Annotated in this window: 15 protein-coding genes; 4 read left to right on the top strand and 11 right to left on the bottom strand. The window is 60.9% G+C overall.

Features of this window, described 5'->3' with window-relative positions; all coding sequences use genetic code 11:
- Positions 1–14: 14 nt before the first annotated feature.
- The 3 genes from NF676_RS05560 to purL all read right to left on the bottom strand — a co-directional run bounded on the left by NF676_RS05560 (position 15) and on the right by purL (position 5511).
- Positions 15–374: a DUF6124 family protein gene (locus NF676_RS05560; protein WP_056783103.1), complete on the bottom strand. Its 360-nt coding sequence runs from the start codon at positions 372–374 to the stop codon at positions 15–17.
- A gap of 923 nt (positions 375–1297) precedes the next feature.
- Positions 1298–1609, bottom strand: coding sequence for a YqfO family protein (locus NF676_RS05555; RefSeq protein WP_041479517.1), 312 nt, complete (start codon positions 1607–1609; stop codon positions 1298–1300).
- A gap of 5 nt (positions 1610–1614) precedes the next feature.
- Positions 1615–5511 carry a phosphoribosylformylglycinamidine synthase gene (purL, locus tag NF676_RS05550; protein ID WP_095180438.1) on the bottom strand — a complete coding sequence of 1299 codons (3897 nt, stop codon included), beginning with the start codon at positions 5509–5511 and terminating at the stop codon, positions 1615–1617.
- 285 nt (positions 5512–5796) lie between these two features.
- Here purL and mltF point away from each other — a divergent pair, with 285 nt between their 5' ends.
- Entirely contained in the window at positions 5797–7257 is a 1461-nt protein-coding gene (mltF, locus tag NF676_RS05545) for a membrane-bound lytic murein transglycosylase MltF (RefSeq protein ID WP_150742849.1), read from the top strand.
- 83 nt (positions 7258–7340) lie between these two features.
- Here mltF and pdxJ read toward each other — a convergent pair whose 3' ends face one another.
- The 8 genes from pdxJ to lptF form a co-directional block, all read right to left on the bottom strand.
- Positions 7341–8087 (bottom strand): pyridoxine 5'-phosphate synthase, encoded by a 747-nt coding sequence (pdxJ, locus tag NF676_RS05540; RefSeq protein ID WP_095180437.1) that lies wholly within the window; start codon positions 8085–8087, stop codon positions 7341–7343.
- Between the two features lie 39 nt (positions 8088–8126).
- Positions 8127–8816 (bottom strand): DNA repair protein RecO, encoded by a 690-nt coding sequence (gene recO, locus NF676_RS05535; protein ID WP_150636220.1) that lies wholly within the window; start codon positions 8814–8816, stop codon positions 8127–8129.
- A 166-nt stretch (positions 8817–8982) separates the two neighbouring features.
- Positions 8983–9885 (bottom strand): GTPase Era, encoded by a 903-nt coding sequence (gene era / locus NF676_RS05530; protein WP_016771562.1) that lies wholly within the window; start codon positions 9883–9885, stop codon positions 8983–8985.
- On the bottom strand, positions 9878–10567 hold the full coding sequence (gene rnc / locus NF676_RS05525) for a ribonuclease III (protein ID WP_024011703.1): 690 nt from the start codon (positions 10565–10567) through the stop codon (positions 9878–9880). The genes era and rnc overlap by 8 nt, the downstream gene beginning before the upstream one ends.
- A 169-nt stretch (positions 10568–10736) precedes the next feature.
- On the bottom strand, positions 10737–11591 hold the full coding sequence (gene lepB / locus NF676_RS05520; protein WP_056783094.1) for a signal peptidase I: 855 nt from the start codon (positions 11589–11591) through the stop codon (positions 10737–10739).
- Between the two features lie 9 nt (positions 11592–11600).
- Positions 11601–13397, bottom strand: coding sequence for a translation elongation factor 4 (gene lepA / locus NF676_RS05515; protein WP_016771564.1), 1797 nt, complete (start codon positions 13395–13397; stop codon positions 11601–11603).
- A 173-nt stretch (positions 13398–13570) separates the two neighbouring features.
- Entirely contained in the window at positions 13571–14632 is a 1062-nt protein-coding gene (gene lptG / locus NF676_RS05510; protein WP_056783092.1) for an LPS export ABC transporter permease LptG, read from the bottom strand.
- Positions 14625–15746, bottom strand: a complete 1122-nt coding sequence (gene lptF / locus NF676_RS05505; protein WP_016771566.1) for an LPS export ABC transporter permease LptF — start codon at positions 15744–15746, stop codon at positions 14625–14627. The genes lptG and lptF overlap by 8 nt, the downstream gene beginning before the upstream one ends.
- A gap of 296 nt (positions 15747–16042) precedes the next feature.
- On the opposite strand from lptF, the gene NF676_RS05500 reads away from it, so the two are divergent.
- From NF676_RS05500 to NF676_RS05490, 3 genes are read left to right on the top strand one after another with little or no spacing between them, the layout of a single operon-like run.
- Positions 16043–17533, top strand: coding sequence for a leucyl aminopeptidase (locus tag NF676_RS05500; RefSeq protein ID WP_252887369.1), 1491 nt, complete (start codon positions 16043–16045; stop codon positions 17531–17533).
- Positions 17534–17593: 60 nt separating this feature from the next.
- A complete protein-coding gene (locus tag NF676_RS05495) occupies positions 17594–18022 on the top strand; it encodes a DNA polymerase III subunit chi (RefSeq protein WP_252887368.1) in 429 nt (142 codons plus the stop codon).
- Between the two features lie 8 nt (positions 18023–18030).
- Entirely contained in the window at positions 18031–18417 is a 387-nt protein-coding gene (locus NF676_RS05490) for a hypothetical protein (protein WP_056783087.1), read from the top strand.
- Positions 18418–18564 lie beyond the last annotated feature (147 nt).

Here is an 18564-nt window from a genome sequence, read left to right as displayed (position 1 = left end):
GCCCAGTGGTTTTTTCATGCCTGAGGATCCACCCGATCCAGCGCACGGTTCACCGCCAGCTCAGCGAGCATGATGATCTGCTGAATCGCCAGCGCCGTATTGCGCTGCGGTCGCCCCAACTGATCAGCGAAATCACTGGCCAGAGTGTTGGCTGAAGCGAGCGATTCACAGGCATGGGCGAGCAGGGTTTCGGTGTCGATTTCCGGCTGGATGAGAAACATGGTGCTGGGCGGGTGCGCCTTGCCAGGTTGCGGGCACAGGTAAAAATCCAGAGCCCGCTTGATCGCTTCGCGGTTTTTCGCGAGGTCGTCGGCGCGGATGGTTTGTTCGAGGGGGGAGGGTTCGTATGGTGGATCAGGCACAGGTTTTGACATTGATACGTTCCTAATCAATAGCCAATCACTTGCCGTTTCTCACGCGGCGGAGTGGTGGCAGCAGTGTGCGGGGTGAGAAACCGGTAGGAACAAGCCCGGCCGGACCGAAGTCCGCCCGCACACAGCCGCCATAACAATGCAGACAGCAGGAATGCCGGCGGCGATTATGGTGGTACTGATTGTGGATTAACAGTTCCTAAGGGTTCTCACACCCGATCGCCGAAGTTTCGGCGACACCAAAAGACTAGAGATCGCGCGTCCGACGGACAACCTGAAAACCTTGTGGGAAGGTTCTGCGAACTCAGATACCGCTTTAAACACACTCCAGATCGCCACCCTCACCCTAGCCCTCTCCCAGAGGGAGAGGGGACTGACCGAGTTGTTCAGGCGAGGTACGCCGACGTGAAAGTCCGAGTTGAACTCAGGATTTGCAAACCACACAAAATCGGCCCCCTCTCCCTCGGGAGAGGGCTGGGGTGAGGGGCAAATCCACAACAAAAATAACGCCGAACACCCGCTCTTCACCACTCAATAGGCCGAGTGTCAGCTCGCCTGCTCTTGATCTTGATCCACCGGCGACGTCGGAAGGCTGAGTGGAGGGATTGATCCGGGCGTGGGAGCGCAGCGACCGTTCGACGAAGTCGAACACAGCGGAAGGAGGTACAGCGAAGCAAACCGGAGCCGCTGCGCCCGGATCAGTCCCGGAGCGAAGGAACCCGAGCCTGCGAGGGCCGAACGCAGGAGCAAGCCTTTTGGGTTACCTTTTTGGCGTTTGAAAAAGGTGACTCGCCGTAAGGGCGAAACCGCCAGCCGCCACACCCGAAGCAACGGATATTCACCCAAATCAAAACAAAACCAAGGCCAACAAAAAACCCGCAGACAATCACTCATCTGCGGGTCTCCCGTTCCAGCAGCAAAGAAGATCAGAAATCCTCCAGCCGCCACACCTCATAAGCCGGCGTCTCATACGGATGACTGAGTTTCAACGCCGCCACAACAGCCACAATCAACTCATCCGCAACGACAAGCTCAACCTTCCATTCCTCAACCCGCTCAACCTGCCCCGCCTGACCGACAAACGGCTGACTGCCGTCCAACGGTCGAAACTGACCAGAGCCAAGCACCTGCCACGCACAGTGGTCATAGTCACCGATCCGCCCACCACCGGCAGCGAACACAGCCCCTTTGACCACCTCGACATGACTGTCAGGAACAAAAAACGCCAGCTTGTACACAGGCCTTAGTTCACCCAGACGCGCGCATTACGGAACATGCGCATCCAAGGAGCATCCTCGGTCCAGTCTTCCGAACGCCACGAGTTCTGCACCGCGCGGAACACACGCTCCGGGTGCGGCATCATGATCGTCACGCGACCGTCACGGCTGGTCAGACCGGTGATCCCGCGCGGCGAGCCGTTCGGGTTGGCCGGGTAGGCTTCGGTGACCTTGCCGTGGTTGTCGACAAAACGCATCGCCACGCAACCGGACAGATCGGCTTCCAGCAGTGCTTCTTCGCTGGCGAACTCGGCATGCCCTTCACCGTGGGCGATGGCGATCGGCATGCGCGAACCGGCCATGCCCTGCAGGAAGATCGAATTCGATTCCTGGATCTGCACCATCGCTACCCGCGCTTCGAACTGCTCGGAGCGGTTGCGCACGAAGTGCGGCCAGAACTCGCTGCCCGGGATCAGCTCGTGCAGGTTGGACATCATCTGGCAACCGTTGCACACGCCCAGCGTGAAGCTGTCGTTACGTTCGAAGAAGCCCTGGAACGCATCGCGGGCGCGGCTGTTGAACAGCGCCGACTTGGCCCAGCCTTCACCGGCGCCGAGCACGTCGCCGTAGGAGAAACCGCCGCAGGCCACCAGGCCTTTGAACTCGTTGAGGTCGACACGACCGGCGAGGATATCGCTCATGTGCACGTCGATCGCGCTGAAACCGGCGCGGTCGAATGCGGCGGCCATTTCCACCTGACCGTTGACGCCCTGCTCACGCAGCACGGCAACCTGTGGGCGGATGCCTTTCTTGATGTAAGGCGCGGCGATGTCCTGATTGACGTCGTAGCTGAGCTTGACGCTCAGGCCCGGGTTGTCTTCTTCCAGCAGCGCGTCGAATTCCTGCTCGGCGCAGTCGGCGTTGTCGCGCAGTCGCTGGATCTGGTAGCTGGTTTCGGCCCACTGACGTTGCAGCAGACGACGCTGGCCTTCGAACACGGTGTCACCGTTGAAGGTGATGTTGATCTGGCCATTGTTGATCGGCTGACCGATCACCGACACGCAGTCGCCCAGACCGGCGGCGCTGAACTGCGCGAGGATGTCCGGGGTGGCGTCCTGGCGAACCTGGATCACTGCGCCGAGTTCTTCGTTGAACAGGATCGCGGCGATTTCCGAAGCGGATTCGGCAACGCTGTCCAGGTTCAGGCTCAGACCGCAGTGGCCGGCGAAGGCCATTTCCACCACGGAGGTCAGCAGACCACCGTCGGAACGGTCGTGGTAGGCCAGCAGGTGACCGTCGGCATTGAGGCCCTGGATCACTGCGAAGAAGGCTTTCAGGTCTTCAGCGTCATCGACGTCCGGCGCATGCTTGCCGAGTTTGCCGTGGACCTGCGCGAGGATCGATGCACCCATGCGGTTCTGGCCGCGACCGAGGTCGATCAGGATCAGGTCGGTGGTGCCCTTGTCCATGCGCAGTTCCGGGGTCAGGGTCTGACGGATGTCAGCCACTGGCGCGAAACCGGTGACGATCAGCGACATCGGCGAAGTGACGGTCTTGTCTTCGCCATTGTCATTCCAGCGCGTGGCCATGGACATCGAGTCCTTGCCCACCGGAATGGTGATGCCCAGCTCAGGGCACAGCTCCATGCCGACCGCTTTCACGGTGTCATACAAACGCGCGTCTTCGCCCGGGTGACCGGCCGCCGACATCCAGTTCGCCGACAGTTTGATGTCGGAGAGCTTGTTGATCCGCGAGGCAGCAATGTTGGTGATGGTTTCGCCGATGGCCATGCGGCCCGATGCCGGCGCGTCCAGCAGAGCCAGCGGAGTACGCTCGCCCATCGCCATGGCTTCACCGGTGTAGACGTCGAAACTGGTGGCGGTGACAGCAACGTCGGCCACCGGCACTTGCCATGGGCCAACCATCTGGTCACGGGCGACGAGGCCGGTGATGGTGCGGTCGCCGATGGTGATCAGGAAGCTTTTGCTGGCCACGGCCGGATGATGCAGAACGCGTTCGATGGACTCGCTGATGTCGAGGTTCGACGGATCGAAGTCATCGCCCAGCTCGGCTTCACGAACCACCGAACGGTGCATGCGCGGCGCCTTGCCCAGCAACACTTCCAGCGGCATGTCCACCGGGTTGTTGCCGAAGTGGCTATCCGTGACAGTAAGCTGCGGTTCGGCAGTGGCTTCCCCGACCACGGCAAACGGGCAACGCTCGCGTTCGCAGATCGCCTGGAAGCGCTCGAAGTCTTCCGGGCCGACCGCCAGCACGTAACGTTCCTGGGATTCGTTGGACCAGATTTCGTGCGGGGCCATACCCGGCTCGTCGTTTGGAATGTTGCGCAGTTCGAAACGGCCACCGCGATCGCCGTCGTTGACCAGTTCCGGGAAAGCGTTGGACAGACCGCCCGCGCCAACGTCATGGATGAAGCTGATCGGGTTCTTGTCGCCGAGCTGCCAGCAACGGTCGATGACTTCCTGGCAGCGACGCTCCATTTCAGGGTTTTCACGCTGCACGGAAGCGAAATCCAGATCCGCCGAACTGGTGCCGGTGGCCATCGACGAAGCCGCGCCGCCACCGAGACCGATCAACATCGCCGGGCCGCCGAGCACGATCAGCTTGGAGCCGACCACGATCTCGCCTTTCTTGACGTGCTCTTCACGGATGTTGCCCATGCCGCCAGCCAGCATGATCGGCTTGTGGTAACCGCGAACTTCGTCACCGTGCGGGGTGGTGATCGATTGTTCGAAGGTACGGAAATAGCCGGTCAGGGCCGGACGGCCGAATTCGTTGTTGAACGCAGCGCCGCCGAGCGGGCCTTCGATCATGATGTCCAGCGCGGTGACGATGCGCTCAGGCTTGCCGTACGGCACTTCCCACGGCTGTTCGAAGCCCGGGATCTGCAGGTTCGATACGGTGAAACCGGTGAGGCCGGCCTTGGGCTTGGCGCCGCGACCGGTTGCACCTTCGTCACGGATCTCGCCACCGGAACCGGTGGATGCGCCCGGGAACGGGGCAATCGCGGTCGGGTGGTTATGGGTTTCAACCTTCATCAGGATGTGCACCGGCTCCTGCACCGCGCCGTACTGGCGGGTTTCAGGGTTCGGGAAGAAGCGGCCGGCAACGTTGCCGACAATCACCGAAGCGTTGTCCTTGTAAGCGGACAGCACGCCTTCGCTGTGCATCTGATAGGTGTTCTTGATCATGCCGAACAGGCTTTTTTCCTGGCTCTGGCCGTCAATGTCCCAACTGGCGTTGAAGATCTTGTGGCGGCAGTGCTCGGAGTTGGCCTGGGCGAACATCATCAGTTCGATGTCGTGCGGGTTGCGCTTCAGACCGTTGAAGGCGTTGACCAGATAGTCGATCTCGTCTTCGGCCAGGGCCAGGCCCAGCTCGGTGTTGGCCTTTTCCAGCGCGGCGCGGCCGCCACCGAGGATGTCGATGGCGGTCAGCGGCTTCGGCTCGGCGTGGCTGAACAGACCGGCGGCCTGCTCGAGGTTGGCCAGCACGATCTGGGTCATGCGGTCATGCAGCGCGTCCGAAATCAGCTGGGCTTCGGCTTCGCTGAACTGCCCTGCAACATAGAAGGCGATACCGCGTTCCAGGCGCTGGATCTTGCTCAGGCCGCAGTTGCGGGCGATGTCGCTGGCCTTGCTCGACCACGGCGAGATGGTGCCGAAACGCGGCAACACCAGAAACAGACGGCCGGTCGGCTCTTGAACCGGAACACTTGGGCCGTACTTCAGAAGGCGCGCTAGCACCTGCTGTTCGTCGCCGGTCAGGACGCCGGTGACTTCGGCGAAGTGAGCGAATTCAGCATACAGGCCACTGACAGCTGGAACCTTCTGGCTCAGTTGCTCAAGGAGTTTGCTGTGGCGAAAGGCAGAAAGGGCAGGAGCGCCGCGCAGGATCAACATCTTCGGGACAGCCTCGGGAAGGGGTGTGCTTTGAGGCCGTGCATTCTAGCCTAAACCGACCTCAACATCACCCGAAACGCTACGCACGGTTGCACTCGGGTAGCAATCTGTGTTTCTGCCTTCGGGGTCAGGTAAATCGAGCGTTTCAGCATGGCTTATTTTTACTGTAACAAAATGCCCTGAAGGCCCGTATTCAAGGGATTTCGCTCGGATTTGTGATCGCTAGCAGACTAGTCCTACGCTGTCGAGATATGGCGCTCGTGGCCGTTTGCGTATACTGCGCAGATGTTTTTCCCAACGGCTTTGCGTCCGCGATACGCCAAATGGCTGATCGCAACCGGACTCTTCCTGATGCTCGGTGGCTGTGTTGATAAACCCAACACACTCGAGCGCGTAAAGGAGGATGGTGTGCTGCGCGTGGTTACCCGCAACAGCCCCGCCACCTACTTTCAGGATCGCAGCGGTGAAACCGGCTTCGAATACGAGCTGGTGAAGCGCTTCGCCGACGATTTGGGCGTCGAGCTGAAGATCGAGACGGCCGACAATCTCGATGACCTGTTCAACCAGGTCGGCAAGCCGAACGGCCCGGTACTCGCGGCCGCCGGTCTGGTCAGCAGCGATGAACGCAAGAAGCAGGTGCGGTTCTCCCACTCCTACCTCGAAGTCACCCCGCAGATCATCTACCGCAACGGCCAGTCGCGCCCTACAGATCCGGCGGATCTGGTCGGCAAGAAGATCACCGTGCTCAAGGGCAGCACCCACGCCGAACAACTGGCCGCGCTGAAACAGAAATATCCCGGCATCGAATACGATGAATCCGACGCCGTTGAAGTGGTCGATCTGCTGCGCATGGTCGATGAAGGCCAGATTGACCTGACCCTGGTCGACTCCAACGAAGTGGCGATGAATCAGGTGTACTTCACCAACATCCGCGTGGCCTTCGACCTCGGCGACGCGCGCAGCCAGAGCTGGGCGGTGGGCCCGGGCGAAGACAACAGCCTGCTCAATGAAATCAACGCCTATCTGGACAAGGTGCAGAAGAACGGCACCCTGCAACGCCTGAAAGACCGCTACTACGGCCATGTCGATGTGCTTGGCTACATGGGCGCCACCACCTTCGCCCAGCACTTGCAGCAGCGCCTGCCGAAATACGAACAGCACTTCAAGAATTACGCGAAGAAAGAGAAAGTCGACTGGCGCCTGCTGGCCGCCATCGGCTATCAGGAATCCCTGTGGCAGCCGACGGTGACCTCGAAAACCGGCGTGCGCGGTCTGATGATGCTGACCCAGAACACCGCGCAGGCGATGGGCGTGTCGAACCGCCTCGATCCCAAGCAGAGCATCATGGGCGGTGCCAAGTACCTGGCTTATATGAAAGATCAGCTCGACGATTCGATCCAGGAACCGGATCGCACCTGGTTCGCCCTGGCGGCGTACAACGTCGGCAGCGGTCACCTGGATGACGCGCGCAAACTGGCGGCGAAGGAAGGCTTGAATCCGGACAAGTGGCTGGACGTGAAAAAGATCCTGCCGCGCCTCTCGCAGAAGCAGTGGTACAGCAAGACCCGCTACGGTTACGCCCGCGGTGGCGAACCGGTGCACTTCGTGGCGAACATCCGTCGCTACTACGACATCCTGACCTGGGTGACCCAGCCGCAGCTTGAGGGCGATCAGGTGGCCGAGGGCAACCTGCATGTGCCGGCGATCGACAAGTCGAAACCGGCGCAAGAGCCCGCCCCTCTTTAAAGCAAAAGATCGCAGCCTTCGGCAGCTCCTACAGGGTTATGTGTACACCTGTAGGAGCTGCCGAAGGCTGCGATCTTTTGATCTTAGCCCTTTAGAGCAGCAGCCAGGATCAGCGCTTTCATTTCCGACACAGCAGATTTGAAGCCCACGAACAACGCATGCGCCACCAGCGCGTGGCCGATGTTCAGTTCGTTGATGCCTTTGATCGCCGCCACGGCCTCGACGTTGTGGTAATGCAGGCCGTGCCCGGCATTGACGATCAGGCCCTGCGCCAGTCCAAACGCCACGCCATCAGCGACGCGTTTGAGCTCTTCAGCCACTTCGGTGGGAGTTTCGGCATCGGCGTAGCGCCCGGTGTGCAGCTCGATGGCCGGTGCACCGATGCGCTTGGAGGCGGCGATCTGGCGCTCGTCGGCGTCGATGAACAGCGACACTTCGCTGCCGATTTTCGACAAGCGCTCGACCGCAGCCCTGATTCGCTCCTCCTGCCCCGCTACATCCAGGCCACCCTCGGTGGTCAGTTCCTGACGGGTTTCCGGGACCAGGCAAATGTGCGCCGGGCGAATGCGCTCGGCGAAAGCCATCATTTCTTCGGTGACGCCCATTTCGAAGTTCATGCGGGTTTGCAGCACATCCTTGAGCAGAAGTACGTCGCGCTCCTGGATGTGCCGACGGTCTTCACGCAGGTGCACGGTGATGCCATCGGCGCCCGCCTCTTCTGCATCCAGCGCCGCCTTGACCGGATCCGGGTAGCGCGTGCCACGGGCCTGACGCAAGGTGGCGACGTGGTCGATGTTCACGCCGAGAAGAATGCGATTGCTGCTGGTCACGGATGCGCTCCTGAATTGAGAGATTCGGCGCACAGCATATCAGGGCTTGCGAAACAGCTCGCGACTGACAAGCGGACGCCCGCCCAAATGCACCGCCAGCGCCTGGCGCATCAGACGCTTGGCCGCCGACAGCGCACCGGGCGCCGACCAGTCGGCTTCGGCCATGGCCAGCAGCTCGGCACCGTTGAACAGGCCTGGCTGCAGCAGATACACCCTTTCGAGCCCGGCATCGACTTGCAGGCGATAGAGACCGTCAGCAGCGACGGGCTCACCGTGGATGTCAGTGTTCATCGAGAAGCCGTAGCCGAGATCATCCAGCAATCGCCATTCGAAGGAGCGCAGCAACGGTTCCAGTGGTCGACCTTCGGCCAGCGCCAGCAAGGTCGCGGCGTAATGATCGAACACCGCCGGATGCGGATCTTCGGCAGGCAACAGCCGAATCAACAGCTCGTTGAGATAGAGGCCGCTGAACAGCGCCTCGCCGTTGAGCCACGCAGAGGTGCCAGAACTCTCCATGCGCCCGACATTCTTCAGCTCGCCCTTGCCACGAAACTCGACCTCCAGCGCCACGAACGGCCGCGCCAGCGTCCCGGCCTTGCCCCGCGCACTGCGCAACACCGCCCGCAGCCGACCTTGCGGCGTGAGGAAATCGACCAGTGCGCTGGTTTCGCGATAGGCGCGCGAATGCAGGACATAGGCGGGTTGGGCGGGAGGCGGGTTTTGCGACATTGAGTTCTCGATGAAGAAACGCGGTTTTACATACAACCCAAAACCACTGTGGGAGCGAGCCTGCTCGCGAAAGCGGAGTGACAGTCAACATCAATGCTGAATGTTACATCCTCTTCGCGAGCAGGCTCGCTCCCACAGTGAGTATCGGTGTTCTCGAGATCGCTACTTACAGATCGCCATAACCCAGCGAACGCAGCGCGCGCTCGTCATCGGACCAGCCGCCCTTCACCTTGACCCACAGGTTGAGCATGATCTTGGAGTCGAACAGCAGCTCCATGTCCTTGCGCGCTTCGGTGCCGATGCGCTTGATGCGCTCGCCCTTGTCGCCAATGATGATTTTCTTCTGGCCGTCACGCTCGACGAGAATCAGCGCGTGGATGTGCAGGGTCTTGCCCTGCTGCTTGAATTCTTCGATTTCGACGGTGATCTGGTACGGCAGCTCGGCACCCATCTGGCGCATGATTTTCTCGCGCACCAGTTCGGCGGCAAGGAAACGGCTGCTGCGGTCGGTGATCTGGTCTTCCGGGAAGAAGTGATCATTCTCCGGCAGGTGATCGGCGATGACCTTTTCCAGCGCTTCGAGGTTGTGCCCGTGCTGCGCGGAAATCGGAATGATCTGCGCATTTGGCAGCTGTTCCTGCAACCAGCTCAGGTGCGGCATCAGCTCGGCTTTGTCTTCGATGCGATCGGTCTTGTTCAGCGCGACGATCAGCGGGCCGGTCACGTATTGCACACGCTCGAGCACCATCTGATCTTCGTCGGTCCACTTGGTGCGGTCGACGACGAAGATCACCACGTCGACGTCTTTCAACGCCGCCGAAGCGGTTTTGTTCATGTAACGGTTCAGGGCCTTTTCGCCACCCTTGTGCATGCCCGGAGTGTCGACGTAGATCGCCTGGACGTCGCCCTCGGTCTTGATCCCGAGCATGTTGTGGCGGGTAGTCTGCGGCTTGCGCGAGGTGATCGCGAGCTTCTGCCCGAGGATGTGGTTGAGCAGCGTCGACTTGCCGACGTTGGGACGGCCGACGATGGCAACGTAGCCACAGCGAGTTGCGTTTGTATCAGTCATTGCCATTCTCCACGCCCAGGGCAATCAGTGCTGCGGCGGCCGCTACCTGTTCGGCAATACGACGGCTCACACCCTGACCTCGGCTTTTTTCATTCAGTAAGACCACTTCGCATTCGACGAAGAAGGTACGGCAGTGCGGTTCGCCCTGAATATCCACCACTTCGTAGCGTGGCAGTTCGCAACCGCGCGATTGCAAGTGTTCCTGCAAGCGGGTTTTCGGATCCTTGTTGGTGTCGACCAGCGTCAGGCCTTCGAATTCGCCGGCCAGCCACGCCAGTACGCGCTCGCGGGCGACGTCCATGCCGGCATCGAGGTAGATCGCACCGATCAGAGCTTCGAGGGCATCGGCGAGAATCGATTCACGGCGGAAACCACCGCTCTTCAGTTCCCCCGAACCCAGGCGCAGATAATCGCCGAGGTCGAAACCGCGAGCCAGTACGGCCAGCGTCTCACCTTTTACCAGCCGCGCGCGCAAACGCGACAACTGGCCTTCGCGGGCCAGCGGGAAGCGATCGAACAGCGCCTCGCCAGCGACGAAGTTGAGGATGGCATCACCGAGGAATTCCAGACGCTCGTTGTTGCGCCCGGCAAAACTGCGGTGCGTGAGGGCCAGCAGCATCAGCTCCTGGTCCTTGAAGGTGTAGCCGAGCTGGCGCTCGAGACGGCTTAGAGAAACGCTCACGGTTTACCCACGCTGAGTTCGTGGCTGGTTTCCACTGCCATCGCCGGGGTACGGCGCAGGCCTGGGACAATTAACGCTGTGTTCAAAAAATAGATCCTGGCGATTGCGAAGCCGATTGTGCCGGCTCCAGAAATGCATTCGGCGCTGTGGTCAACAGCGCCGTGTTTGATTACTTGATCAGGCCGACCCGCGAGAAATTCGGCAGGTGGCTGAGTTTCGGCTCTGGCCAGCTCATCCAGACCGCGAAGGCCTTGCCGACAATATTCTTGTCGGGAACCATGCCCAGCAGATCCTTGGGAATGTTCGGATCATCCCAGTAGCGGCTGTCGTTCGAATTGTCGCGGTTGTCGCCCATCATGAAGTAGTGCCCGGCAGGCACTGTCCACGAACGGTCCGGAGTGGCGCGGTAGCGGCTCATTTCCTTGCGGATCAGGTGCTCGGCTGCGCCGAGTTTTTCCTGATAGAGCTCCGCGCTGCCCAGCGAACCTGCTTCGGCGCCGGCCATCTTCTCGGCGATCGACTCACCGTTGACGAACAGACGCTTGTCGGCGGTGTAACGCACCGTGTCACCCGGCAGGCCCACCACACGCTTGATGTAGTTGACGTTCGGGTCGCTCGGGTAGCGGAACACCATCACATCGCCGCGCTGCGGGTCACCGACTTCGATGATCTTCTTGTCGATCACCGGCAGACGGATGCCGTAGGAAAACTTGTTCACCAGAATGAAGTCGCCGACGTCCAGGGTCGGTTTCATCGAGCCGGACGGAATCTGGAACGGCTCCACCAGGAACGAACGCAGCACCAGCACGATGAACAGCACCGGAAAGAACGACTTGCCGTATTCAACCAGCAGCGGCTCTTTGTTCAGCTTCTCGACCACCACAGGCTCGGGCTGGCTGACACTGCCTTGATAGGAGGCAATGGCAGCCCGCCGACGCGGTGCCAGGAACAGCAGATCAATCAACGCCAACAGGCCGCAGACGAACACGGCGATGACCAGCAACAGCGGGAAATTTAGCGACATAGGACCTGATTATTCCAACCTGAGCACGGCGAGGAAGGCTTCCTGTGGAATTTCCACGTTGCCCACCTGTTTCATGCGTTTCTTACCGGCCTTCTGCTTCTCGAGCAGTTTCTTCTTACGACTGACGTCACCGCCGTAGCATTTGGCCAATACGTTCTTTCTGAGTGCCTTGACGGTTGTCCGGGCCACGATCTGACCACCGATGGCGGCCTGGATCGCCACGTCGAACATCTGACGAGGAATCAGTTCTTTCATCTTCTCGGTCAACTGGCGACCTTTGAAGTGCGAATTGTCACGGTGCACGATCAATGCCAGGGCATCGACCTTGTCGCCGTTGATCAGCACGTCCAGTTTCACCAGATTAGCCGATTGGTAACGATCGAAATGGTAGTCCAGCGAAGCATAGCCGCGGCTGGTGGATTTGAGACGGTCGAAGAAGTCCAGGACCACTTCGTTCATCGGCAGGTCGTAGGTCACTTGCACCTGATTGCCGAGGAACAGCATGTCGACCTGAACGCCGCGTTTCTCGATGCACAGGGTGATGACGTTGCCAAGGTGTTCCTGCGGCACGAGGATATTGGCGCGCACGATTGGCTCGCGCATGTCCTCGATCGCCGACACATCCGGAAGCTTCGACGGGTTGTCGACGTAAATCGTTTCACCGGTTTTCAGCACCAGCTCGAAAATTACTGTCGGCGCGGTGGTGATCAGGTCCAGGTCGTATTCGCGCTCGAGGCGCTCCTGGATGATTTCCATGTGCAGCATGCCGAGGAAGCCGCAACGGAAGCCAAAGCCCAGGGCGTCGGAGCTTTCCGGGGTGTACTGCAGCGACGAGTCGTTCAGGGTCAGCTTCTGCAGCGCTTCGCGGAAATCCTCGAAGTCGTCGGAACTGACCGGGAACAGACCGGCGTAAACCTGTGGCTGAATGCGTTTGAAGCCCGGCAGCACCGGCACATCAGGGGTGGAGCTCAGGGTCAGGGTGTCACCAACCGGCGCACCGTGAATGTCCTTGATGCTGGCGATGATGAAGCCCACTTCGCCGGCCTTCAGATCAACGGTGGCGGTGTGTTTAGGGTTGAACACGCCGACGCTGTCGACCAGGTGCACCTTGCCGGTGGACTTGACCAGAATCTTGTCGCCCTTCTTCACACGGCCGTGGCGCACGCGTACCAGGGAAACAACGCCCAGGTAGTTGTCGAACCAGGAGTCGATGATCAACGCTTGCAGCGGATCTTCGATGTTGCCGGTCGGCGCAGGAATGGTGTGCACCAGACGCTCGAGCACTTCGTCGACACCCAGGCCGGTCTTGGCGCTGCAGGTGACGGCGTCGGTGGCGTCGATGCCGATGATCTTCTCGATCTCGTCCTTGACGCGATCCGGCTCGGCTTGGGGCAGGTCGATCTTGTTCAGGACCGGCATGACCTCCAGGCCCTGCTCGATGGCGGTGTAGCAGTTGGCCACGGACTGGGCTTCTACGCCCTGCCCCGCATCGACCACCAGCAAGGCGCCTTCGCACGCCGCCAGGGAACGGCTGACTTCGTAGGTGAAGTCGACGTGGCCCGGGGTGTCAATGAAGTTCAGCTGGTAGGTGATGCCGTCTTTGGCTTTGTAATAGAGGGTAACGCTGTGGGCCTTGATGGTGATCCCGCGCTCACGCTCAAGATCCATGGAATCCAGTACCTGGGCTTCCATTTCACGCTCGGCCAGGCCGCCGCACATCTGGATGAAACGGTCAGCCAGCGTCGACTTGCCATGGTCAATGTGGGCGATGATGGAGAAATTGCGGATATGACTCAAATCACTCACGGATCAACACTCAAAAAGGCTGCAGGCTTGGCCCGCCGAAAAATAGCCGGGAATTGTACCTGATACACGGCGCAAGCGTCACGTTCGCCTGTCACCCGGATCGCATGCAAAAACGCCCCGGTCTGGCGACCGAGGCGTTTTCAGGGCTCAAGCGCTGAATGAAAGCTTGTTCATCAGCCCGCTCGCCTGAGCAGCCAGACACCCGCCAGCGCACACACGCCGGCCGGCACCAGCACCGCAAACAGCGGCGAGAAACCGAACACCAGACTCGATGGCCCCAGCAGATCCTGGACGATGCGGAAGGTGAAGCCCACCAGCACGCCAGTGAAGACCCGCTGACCAAGGGTCACCGAGCGCAGTGGGCCGAAGATGAACGAGATCGCCATCAGCACCAGCGCGGCGGTCACCAGCGGCTGCAACACCTTGACCCAAAATGCCAGCCAGTAGCGACCATTGCTCAGGCCCTGCTCCGCCAGATAGTGGATGTAGCCCCACAGACCGCTGATCGACAGCGATTCCGGCGCCATCACCACGGTGCTGAGCAGCTGCGGGCTCAACGCCACGTCCCACTCCTCGCTCGGACTGTTGACCACTTCAGTACTGCGCTCATGGAACAGCGTGGTGGCAACGTCGGTGAGCTGCCACTTGGTGCCGTCGAACTCGGCCTTCTTGGCGAAGCTGGAGCTGAGCAGATGGCGCTCCTTGTCGAAGTGATAGCGCGTCACGCCGTACAACAGACCGTTCGGCTGAACCGCGTTGATGTGGATGAATTCTTCACCCTGACGGTGCCACATACCGTGCTTGGCGCTTTGCGCATCGCCGCTGCCCTGGGCCAGCGAGCGATTGGCCTGGGCCATGCTTTCGGTGGCCGGGGCGACGTATTCGCCAATCAGCACGCCGGCGAGCATCAGCACCAGCATCGGCTTCATCACAGCCCAGACGATACGGCCGATCGACACGCCAGCAGCGCGCATGACCGTCAGCTCACTGCTGCTGGCCAGACTGCCGAGACCGATGAGGCAGCCGATCAATGCGGCCATCGGCAACATTTCATACAGCCGGCGCGGTGCGGTCAGCAATACAAAACCGAGCACGTCGACCAGGGTGTAGGTGTCGCTGACGTCGCCCATTTCATCGATGAAGGCAAACAGCGTCGCCAGGCCGAGGATGATCGCCAGCACGGCGATGATCGCCATGAATACGCTGCTGCCGATGTAGCGGTCGAGTTTAACCACGGGCCACCTCCAGCGCGGCGCTGCGACGGCTGGCCAGCTTCAGGCGCAGCGGCTCCCAATACAGCAGGCCGAGGCCGATCACCAGGAAGATCGCGTGCACCCACCACAGGCCAAGGGCTGGCGGGATCTTGCCTTTTTCAAGGGCGCCGCGAGCGGCAATCAGGATGGTCAGGTAAGCCATATAAAGAAGAATCGCCGGCAGCAGCTTGAGAAAACGCCCTTGGCGCGGATTCACCCGCGACAGCGGCACCGCCATCAGGGTCACGATGAACACCAGCAACGGCAGCGACATACGCCATTGCAGTTCGGTTTTCGAACGAATGTCGTCGCTGCCCCACAGGGACGAGGTCGGCATCGCGTCACGGTCGGTGACTTCTTCGCTGACGTCCGGCTTGGGCAGCAGCACGCCGTAGGTTTCGTAATGAATGGCGCGGTAATCGGCCTGCCCGGGGCTGCCGTCATAACGATAGCCGTTGTCGAGAATCAGGTAGCGATTGCCATCGGGGCGGATTTCCTGACGGCCCGACTCGGCCACCAGTACGGAAATCCCGCGGTCCTTCTTATCGGCACCGAGGTTCTTCTGCGAGATGAACACGCTGCCGAGATTGACGCGATCGTCGCTCAGGGTTTCGGTGTAGGTCACCCGAGTGCCATCACGCAGGGCCTGGAAGCGGCCCGGCTCGAGGGTATCGAACTCGGTCAGCGCGTCCTGCTTGTTCAGCAGCAGCTGAAACTGGTTGGCGCCCTGCGGAGCCAGGCCGAGGCTCAGCCACGCGACCACCAGTGCCACCAGCGTCGCCGGAAACAGGGTCATGCGAAACAGCTTCTGCTGGCTCATGCCGGTGGCCGAAAGCACGGTCATTTCGCTTTCAAGGTACAGGCGACCGTAGGCCAGCAGGATCCCGAGGAACAGGCCCAGCGGCAGAATCAGTTGCAGGAAACCCGGCAGACGAAAGCCCATGATCAGGAACAGCGAGCCCGGATCGAGCTGACCGGCCGCAGCCTGCGCCAGGTATTTGATGAAGCGACCGCTCATGATGATGACCAGCAGCACGGCACTTACGGCGCTGAGGGTCAACAGGACTTCGCGGGACAGATAACGGAAGACGATCAAACCAGACACTCCAGGGTTGTCAGGCTAAGGCGGCCAAACAAGCAAACACATCGACCGGCCCGCCATGCAGAGCGGTCGAAAAAAGATGCGGCATTATCCTGTGATTGGGTGCGCCTGTCACTGCGCACACTCATCCATCTCTGTAATCCTTTGCTGAGGGTTGTCAGGCGCGGGGAGCGAGGTTCAAACTGCGGCCCTTGTCGCAGGCTTTGGCCTGCGCCTCTTCTATCTATAAGCAGGCGACTGCGCACAGCGTCGAACGCCTGCGTGTTGACCATTCATTCAGGGATCCGGACATGGAACTGGTTGTAAAAAGCGTTAGCCCAGAAACGTTGAAAACCGCCACCCTGGTGGTTGCCGTCGGCGAAGGCCGCAAACTCGGCGTCGCCGCCAGACTGGTCGACGAGTCGAGCGGTGGTGCCATCAGCGCCGTGCTCAAGCGTGGCGACCTGGCCGGCAAGGTCGGTCAAAGCCTGCTGCTGCACAGCCTGCCGAACCTGAAAGCCGAGCGCGTGTTGCTGGTCGGCGTGGGCAAGGACGAAGAACTGGGCGACCGTCCGTTCCGCAAAATCGTTGCCGGCATCCTCAACACCCTCAAAGGCCTGGGCGGCGGTGATGCCGTGCTGGCGCTGGATGAAGTCATCGTCAAAGGTCGCGACAGCTACGGCAAGACCCGCCTGCTGGCGGAAACCCTGATCGACGGCGGCTACACCTTCGACCAGTTCAAGAGCCAGAAAGCCGAACCGCGCGCGCTGAAGAAAATCACCCTGCTGACCATCAAGGCTGCGCAAGCCGAAGTGCAGCGCGCCGTGAACCACGCCACCGCCATCGCCAACGGCATGGCCTTCACCCGCGATCTGGGCAACCTGCCGCCGAACATCTGCCACCCGACGTTCATGGGCGAACAGGCCAAGAATCTGGGCAAAGAGTTCAAGGATCTGAAAGTCGAAGTCCTCGACGAGAAGAAGATCAAATCCCTCGGCATGGGCTCGTTCTACGCCGTGGGCCAGGGCAGCGCCCAGCCACCGCGCCTGATCGTCATGCAATACAACGGCGGCAAGAAATCCGAGAAGCCATACGCGCTGGTCGGCAAGGGGATCACCTTCGACACCGGCGGCATCAGCCTGAAGCCGGGCGCCGGCATGGACGAGATGAAGTACGACATGGGCGGCGCTGCCTCTGTGTTCGGCACGTTGCGCGCTGTGCTTGAGTTGAAACTGCCGATCAATCTGGTGTGCATCCTCGCCTGCGCCGAAAACATGCCGAGCGGCAACGCGTCGCGCCCGGGCGATATCGTCACCACCATGAGCGGCCAGACCGTGGAAATCCTCAACACCGACGCCGAAGGCCGTCTGGTGCTGTGCGATGCGCTGACCTACGCCGAGCGCTTCAAGCCACAAGCGGTGATCGACATCGCCACCCTGACCGGTGCTTGCGTGGTGGCCCTGGGCGCACACACGTCCGGCCTGCTGGGCAACAACGACGAACTGATCGACCAACTGCTCAGCGCCGGCAAGGCTGCCGACGACCGCGCCTGGCAACTGCCGCTGTTCGACGAGTATCAAGAGCAGCTGGACAGCCCGTTCGCCGACATCGCCAACATTGGCGGGCCGAAGGCCGGCACCATCACTGCCGCCTGCTTCCTGTCGCGCTTCACCAAGAACCTCAACTGGGCGCACCTGGACATCGCCGGCACGGCATGGACCAGCGGCGGCAAGGACAAGGGCGCCACTGGCCGTCCGGTTCCGCTGCTGACCCAGTACCTGCTCGATCGCGCCAAAGCCTGACACCGCTGATGGGCGGCGGCGCCACTTTCGGGTGACGCCGCTTGCCGCTCTGGAACCGCAATGACCAAAGTCGACTTCTATATCCTGCCCAGCGCCGATCCTTCAGCGCGTCTGGATTTCGCCTGCAAGCTCACCGAGAAAGCCTGGCGCATGGGCCATCGCATCTACCTGCATTGCAGCGATGCGGCCCAACGTGACGATATCGATGCGCGTCTGTGGGCATTCAAGGGCGAAAGTTTCGTGCCTCACGGCCCTGCCGACAGTGAGCCCGACGGTTTGATCGTGCTGGGACACGGGGCAGACTGCGGTGAGCACCAGGATCTGCTGGTCAATCTCGATCTGAAAGTCCCGGCCTTCGCCAGCAAATTCGCCCGCGTGGCGGAAGTGGTGGTGGAAGATCCGACCATCCGCGCAGCGGCGCGGGAGAGTTTCCGTTTCTACCGCGAACAGGGCTATTCTCTGCAAGACCACCGTTTACAGCGACTCTGAGCATTCCAATGGACACTCCGAAACCGCAACAGAAATCCGCACACCTGCTGGACGATCTCGAATCGATCCGCCAGTTGCTCGGCGATGACAACCTGCAACCGCCGCTGTTGACCGATACGGTCGATGACGGCGAACAGGAACAGATTCCGATGCTGTTCGATTCCGTCGGCAATCAGCCGGCGGCCGTCGAGCCGCCACCAGCGCCGCCGGCTGCCCCGGCTGCCGCACCGGTCGATAAAGGCCCGGATGCCTTGCTGCACCTGGACAGCGAACTGCGCGCCGCCGCGCAATTGATCATGCAAGACGTGATCGACGACTTCGCCCCGCACATCGAAACCGAAATCAAACGTCGCCTGGATGCGCGGATGGAGCGGCTGCTCAGCCAGTACGAATAAGCCGCTGGTGTAGGAGCTACCGAAGGCTGCGATCTTTTGACTTTGCTTTCACAAAAAACAAGATCAAAAGATCGCAGCCTTCGGCAGCTCCTACATTTAGATCTCCGCCCGACCTCCCCCGCTCGCCCTCGGCACCACGCCCCGCTA

The organism is Pseudomonas siliginis (assembly GCF_024072275.1).
In the GTDB taxonomy this organism is placed as follows: domain Bacteria; phylum Pseudomonadota; class Gammaproteobacteria; order Pseudomonadales; family Pseudomonadaceae; genus Aquipseudomonas; species Aquipseudomonas siliginis.
Note: the sequence above shows the minus strand (reverse complement) of the source record. Positions and strands in the feature narration are given on the sequence as shown.